A 6,369-nucleotide genomic window follows, 5' to 3' on the forward strand; every position below is an offset into this window, starting at 1 on the left:
GATTGGAAATTCAGCCAATCCACATAAAATTGATGCGGTCCTAACATCATCAAAGGATCTCTCATAGGCTCCCTCCCATTGATTGTATCCCTTCCAGCACGTCATCTCTTTCGAAACGTATCATTGCATCTCTCCTACCATTGCGCCCTCCTAGCACTTCATCCCTCCCCTCATTGTGTTCTTTCCAGCACGCCGTCTTTTCCCTTATTCTGTAACCCGTATCATTCTGTCCCGCCATGCAGGGCATTAGCACGTGCCCGTTGAATGGCATGGGCAACCGCACGACCAGTGACAACAGGATCACGGGCGCCATTGACATGCACCGTGACATTTTGATTGTGTGTGATGGTGGAGCGCTCTTTGCCTTTTGCTTCTGTGAAAGGGGAATTTGCACGCCCCGCCCCCGCAAATTGTGGTATGGGCTGAATGGCTGTTTTACCCCCCAAAAAACTTGGCAAAAACTCTCTTAAATTAATGGACCCAATCCACCCCTTAATGCGATGAGGCAAAGATTTACAGAAATCGCTCAACTTTGTGATGGGTGCCATAAAACCATCGACAATCGAATTAGCCAGATCTTCGCCCGCTTGTTCCATACCAGCCTTGGCACTCTCCGAGAGCTTTTCGCGGGCAAAAAAACTCTTTCTAAACTGAAACTTCTTAAAATCCCCTTTTTACACCTCTCTCAAAGCAAAGATAAAACTGCCAAGACACGTGAGAGTCATCTAAGGATAATTGCATGAGACCATAACAGCTATAAACAGACTCCAATATTTGTATCATATTATTGTAACGATTTACTTACGTATAAAAGAAGAAGATAAAATTGTAATACAACTAAAAGTTCATACGATTAATCAAGAGAAATTATACAGCATCACAAAACATCAATTGTTTGAAGATTATAAGTAAAAAATTGATCAAAATAAAAAGCTTTTCTTATGAAAAAGAAAAGTGTTGCCCATGAGTAGATATTATAAGCTCTAATAAAGGGCATAACTTAATAATTATACCGCAACAAATTAATAAAAACAGCCTTCTTGATGATTCTGGACAACAAGTGCTAGCAAATTATGAACACACCCTTGACAAACTCCCCTTTCTTCAAAGATGAAAGCCTAAAAAGAAAAAATAGAATAACAAACCATTATTCTGCTTTGTATTAAAGCTCAGTTCACATTAAACCATTGCACTTATAGCGTATAACCTGAAATCTTAGCAGCTTTGAAAAAAATATGTCTGATTTTTCACTCTATTTCTAAGTAACATTTAGACACTCCTACTGCTCTTCAAGTCCGCACATATAATACGTTTTTTCCCTCATGCTTTAAGACAAAGAAACAAATCCTATTATAACTTACTGCAACTTGCCGAAAATTGAGTGTCTTTCCCTATAACACCAAGATCTTTAATTAAAAGCGGTTTTCCTATTTCTCCATTATAGGCTTTAACGTGAATGGTCTTGCCTTTCACATCTAAGAGGTAATAATCTCCATTAAAAAGCGCACCAGCTGTATATATAGGGATATTTCCAAAAACCTTATCATTTTTCGCACGGCAATAAGACTGATAATGCGTGTGACCCACGAAGATTGCTTTAACATTATGAGAGGTAATAATTGACTTAAAGACCGACAAATCTTTAGCATTCTTTTTACGAATAAAAAAGGATTCACCATCAATGGAAGCAGCACGCGCATCATGAAAATTAATGATTGTCACTTTACCTCTTGCATCAGCAGCAGCTAAATCGTTCCTAAGCCAATCTAAAGATTTATTGATTTGCACTTCTGTAGACTGCCCCTTCAAACCAACCGTATAGCTTGGATAATTGTGAAGCTGCACATAGTGAACATCTCCATAATCCCAAGAATAACTCAAACTCCCCCTTATCGAGCGAATATTTCCACCCGAAATGGGAACCAAGCTTTCAGTAACATCTGCATTGAAATGCGATAATTGACTACGGTATTTTTTGATTTCCGATACCATTCTTGAAACTGCACTTATAGCACAAGCATCTTTGTAAAAACTGAATTCTTGAGGATTTGTACAATTACCAACATTATTGGCATAATCGTGATTCCCTAGCCCCTCATAGACAGGTGCTCCAAGAGTTTTATAAACATTTTCATAATCATCATAGTTTTTTTGTTGTCCAAACTCCGTCAGATCACCATTGACAATATGGAATGCAGCCTTGTGCGCTTTTATCACACCAGCAACCTGCTCATTTATCTTTAACCATGGCTCTCTGTTTGATATTCCATTGGCATCACCAGAGTTTAAACGCCACGGTTGCGGATCAGCCATAATGATAGCAGTATAATTTTTTGTAAGAGACTTTTCTTTCATAGACCAATCCATGAATGCATCATGATGAAGCCTCTTGTCTCTTTTTATTTTTTCAGAATCAAGATTAAAACAACCAGAGAGAGTAAAAGCAATCACGGTGATTACCAATTCAACTTTATATCTCATAAACCTATCACCATAAAAACGTTACATATTTTTTATATTAAAAAATTCCTCAGAGACAATTTTTTTAGATTTTATTGTCAAAAATATGTCAAAAATTCGAAATAACGAAAGCAATGATCCTTCAATGAAGGTGCACTTTGATGATATAAAAGCACTGTTGATTTCAAGCCTTCAACTTCAAGAACTTTAATTGATTAAGATTTATAAGCTTGGGCTCTGGCTCTTTCAAATGTCATCGATACATAAACAGCTTATAAAAACTTAGTCGTATACTATTAAAATATCCCCAACAGGAGAAAAAATATATTCTTATACTAGAGTGCCCAACTCCTTTGGATATCAAGATCAATTATATTATAATATTATGATAAATAAGGTATAAATAATCAAAAGTGCTAGCAACAGTGTTATAGTATTACCGTCATAATTCACTTTGATAAGCTATAAAAATGCAGAAATACTACATAAAATACTATTATTACTTTATAAAAAATAATATAAATTATGTAAAGTATAATAATAATAGTTATAATTTCTATAATGTAGATTTACAATAAATTTAATTATATAATATAAATCATTACAAGCACATTGTGTGTTAAATATAAATTCATACAAATTTAATATTATTTATTTTTTAATTTTGACAAAAAACCAAAAATGTCTTACCAAATAAAGAAAATTATCGAAATTAATAACAACTATCCATTTTCACTTCTTCTTATGAAGTTTGCGGGGAAATGAATATTTGGGGGCTCTCATAAGGAGAATACTGGTGTATAAAACATCCCTTTTATCATGCACGGCTGCGGCTGCTATCATCCTATTCAACATCCAGTTCACTGCACATGCTGAAACTCTTGGCGTTGCCAACGAAGAAAAAGATATATCCGGAAAAACGTACGAGACTATTTATGTAAAAGACAAAGGAAAAATCACCGGCAGTACTGTAACTGTAACTGGAAATGAAAACACAAATACAGACACAGGTAGCGATAAATATGTTGTAACAGTTGAAGGTGCTAACAGTGCGCTTGAATTAAATGGCTTAAATATTCAAGGCACTGATTCTGATGTTCGTTTCGGTATTTCTGTAAAAGACGGCGCTAACATCAACCTGACCGGGGGGAACATTACAGCTTCTCAAACTGGCGTTTATATTGATGGTAGTAAGAATAGTAGAAGTATACTGCAAAATGTAGTGATATCAGATAATAAAAATGAAGCATCATCACTCCTTGGAATAGAAATAAACAACGAAAGTTTAATTACTTTAGAAAATGTAACAGTTAAGCAAGCAGAAACTGGTATACTTGCGGATGACGTTTCTCAAGTTATAGTATCCGGAGGATCATTCGAGGGTAAAATGGATGGCGTATATGCTATGGGCGGCACCACCATTACTGTAGATGGCGGTACTAACATTACCTCATCTAATGGTAACGGACTCCATGCCGATGATGAAAATACCACCATAAAAATGACTGGAGGAAGCGTAACTGGAAAAGACGCAGCATTGTATACAAACGACGGTGGTCATATTAAAGTCACGGGTGGTACTCTAACAGCAAAGGGAGATACCACAAGTGCACCTACTACAGAAGGGGATAATCCTGCATCTAATAAGGGTACTAAAATTGAGAGTGGATTCGGCGCCTTGTCTCAAGGTGAAAACAGTGTGATTGAATTGTCTGATACAAAGATCAAAGATGCTACAATCGGGTTGAAAACACAAGAAAGCGGCGCAATCGCAATGACTGGGGGAAGCATTACAGCGTCCAAAGTTGGTGCATTCTTTTTGGATAGCAAAAGCAAAGAAAACGAACTGAAAGATGTAGTGACATCAAGTGGGAAAGATGATGCGCCACTAATCAATGGAATCAAGGCAACTAACAGTAATGTCACTTTAAATAATGTAACAGTGACTCAAGCAGCAGCCGGTATATTTGCAGATCATGATTCGACAATAACAATCTCGGGAGGATCATTTCATGCACAAAATACAACAATATCTGCTCAAAACGGCAGCGCCATCACTTTAACCAACAATGCAAACATTACATCATCTGATAACGTTGGACTCTATGCAAACAGTTCAAACTCCTCCATCAGCATGACGGGAGGAACCGTCACGGGGAAAGGTAATGCATTGGTTGCTGAAAATGGTGGCCATATTACTGTTGCAGATGTAACCCTAAAAACAAATGATAGCGATAAGTCATCTGGTGTATTTTCTAATGGTGAAGGCAGTGTAGTTGAATTGCTTGAGGGAACAACGATTAGTAATAGTGAAATTGGACTTACAACAAACGATGGTGGTGCAATAAACATGACTGGAGGAACCATTAAAACTTCTCTAGTTGGTGCCAGCTTCTTAAACAGTAACAGTGGTGAAAACAAGCTAGAAGGTGTGAAGATATCGAATAGTAAAGACGATGCGCTACTAAACTTTGGAATAAAAGCAGACAAAAGTACCGTTGTTTTAAATAATGTAGAAGTGACTCAGGCAGCCGCCAGTATAGTTGCAAATGATCACTCAACAATAACGGTCTCAGGAGGATCATTTAGTGGACGTGATGTAGGAGGAAGCGCCGAAGCCAGCAGTACGATTATCTTAAAAAACAATGCTAACATTACATCATCTGATGGCGGAGGACTCCTTGCAGACGGTTCAGGATCTAAGATCATAATGATGGGAGGATCCGTAGCCGCGAACGAAACAGCGTTATTCGCAATCAACGGAGGGCATATTGATGCCACAGATGTTGCTCTAAAAACAGAGGGAAAAGGAAACGGTGCATTTGTAAGTGGCAATGACAGCACAATTCAATTGCATGGTGATACAATAATTAACAATACTTTGGGCGGCCTTGGAGCAGTTGACGGTGGTAAAATCACCAGCAAAGATTTAACAATAATCGGTGGTGAAGCACTTGACGGCCCCGACAACGAACGCACTGGTATATGGACATCGGACTCTGGTAGTGAAGTTAGGTTAATGGGCAAAACAACCATTCAAAATGTTGATGAAGGGTTTTATGCAGACGGTGGAAGTAAAATCATTAGCGGAGATTTAACAATAACTGGTGGTGAAAGTAAAAAACAAACCGTTGCTGTAAACGTTGAGGAAACTGATAGTTTAATTAAGTTAAATGGTAAAACAACCATTCAAAATTTTAATGTTGGTCTTTTTGCAGGAAATAATAGCACAATTAAGATGGTTAATGGCGCTATTGATGCTAATTCCAAAGGCCTAGATACCCAATCCGTCGCCCTTCAGAATGGGAAGCAAAATAAAATAGAAGCAAAAAAAGCTGCAATGGTTGTAATAAATGGCGGACATATTGATCTGACAGATGTTTCTGCCACAGCAGAAGTTGCCGGTTTACAATTCGCAACTTTCTCCGATAATAATCCGAATAGCTCGCATGATCCACAAAAATATCATAGTAATGAGATCAATCTGACCAATGCAGAGCTTCATGCTGAAAATGGTACAGGAATTTTTGTTGGAGCTTTTACTAACGATAACATGGAAGATATTCCAGGTTTGTCAATCGGTACAGTCAATCTCAAAAATTCAGAAATCCATGCTGATGTATTGTTAGGAGATGGTCTTTTCGAAGATCCAAAATCTTGGAAAAATGACAATTATTGGAACAATAAAGAGGTTAAAACGATCTCCAACGGCACCTTCACATTAAGCGCAGATCAGTCTATTTTAGAGGGCAGAGCAAATATTGCTAAAGACAGAAATGTGCACTTTGATCTGAAAAACAATACAAAATGGACGTTGAAAATCAGCAAAAATGAAAAAGATGATGATGGCAATCTCCTTGATATCGCTCAAAGATCTCGTTCTGATATTTCCACGCTTAATCTCGATAA

The 6,369-nt window shown here is 37.4% G+C and carries 3 protein-coding genes and 1 pseudogene; 1 reads left to right on the top strand and 3 read right to left on the bottom strand.

Translation table 11 applies throughout. The features are described 5' to 3' along the window. From ACFILY_RS08910 to ACFILY_RS08920, 3 genes and pseudogenes are all read right to left on the bottom strand, one after another. A pseudogene (locus ACFILY_RS08910) lies at positions 1-65 on the bottom strand (phage tail protein); the annotation flags it as partial. 156 nt (positions 66-221) lie between these two features. Continuing rightward, positions 222-596 (bottom strand): hypothetical protein, encoded by a 375-nt coding sequence (locus ACFILY_RS08915; RefSeq protein ID WP_375637871.1) that lies wholly within the window; start codon positions 594-596, stop codon positions 222-224. A gap of 754 nt (positions 597-1,350) precedes the next feature. Next, the gene (locus ACFILY_RS08920; protein WP_375631202.1) at positions 1,351-2,481 is read right to left on the bottom strand and encodes a metallophosphoesterase; all 1,131 of its coding nucleotides are present in this window, start codon (positions 2,479-2,481) and stop codon (positions 1,351-1,353) included. 775 nt (positions 2,482-3,256) lie between these two features. On the opposite strand from ACFILY_RS08920, the gene ACFILY_RS08925 reads away from it, so the two are divergent. Further along, positions 3,257-6,369, top strand: a 3,113-nt coding sequence (locus ACFILY_RS08925) for a beta strand repeat-containing protein (RefSeq protein ID WP_375637872.1), incomplete at its 3' end; no start/stop codon positions are given.

This window comes from Bartonella sp. CL25QHWL (assembly GCF_042195335.1).
Taxonomy (GTDB): Bacteria; Pseudomonadota; Alphaproteobacteria; order Rhizobiales; family Rhizobiaceae; genus Bartonella.

Coding starts and splice junctions, on each gene's coding strand:
- ACFILY_RS08920 (WP_375631202.1), bottom strand. CDS start 2,481: ATGAGATATAAAGTTGAATTGGTAATCACCGTGATTGCTTTTACTCTC.
- ACFILY_RS08915 (WP_375637871.1), bottom strand. CDS start 596: ATGGAACAAGCGGGCGAAGATCTGGCTAATTCGATTGTCGATGGTTTT.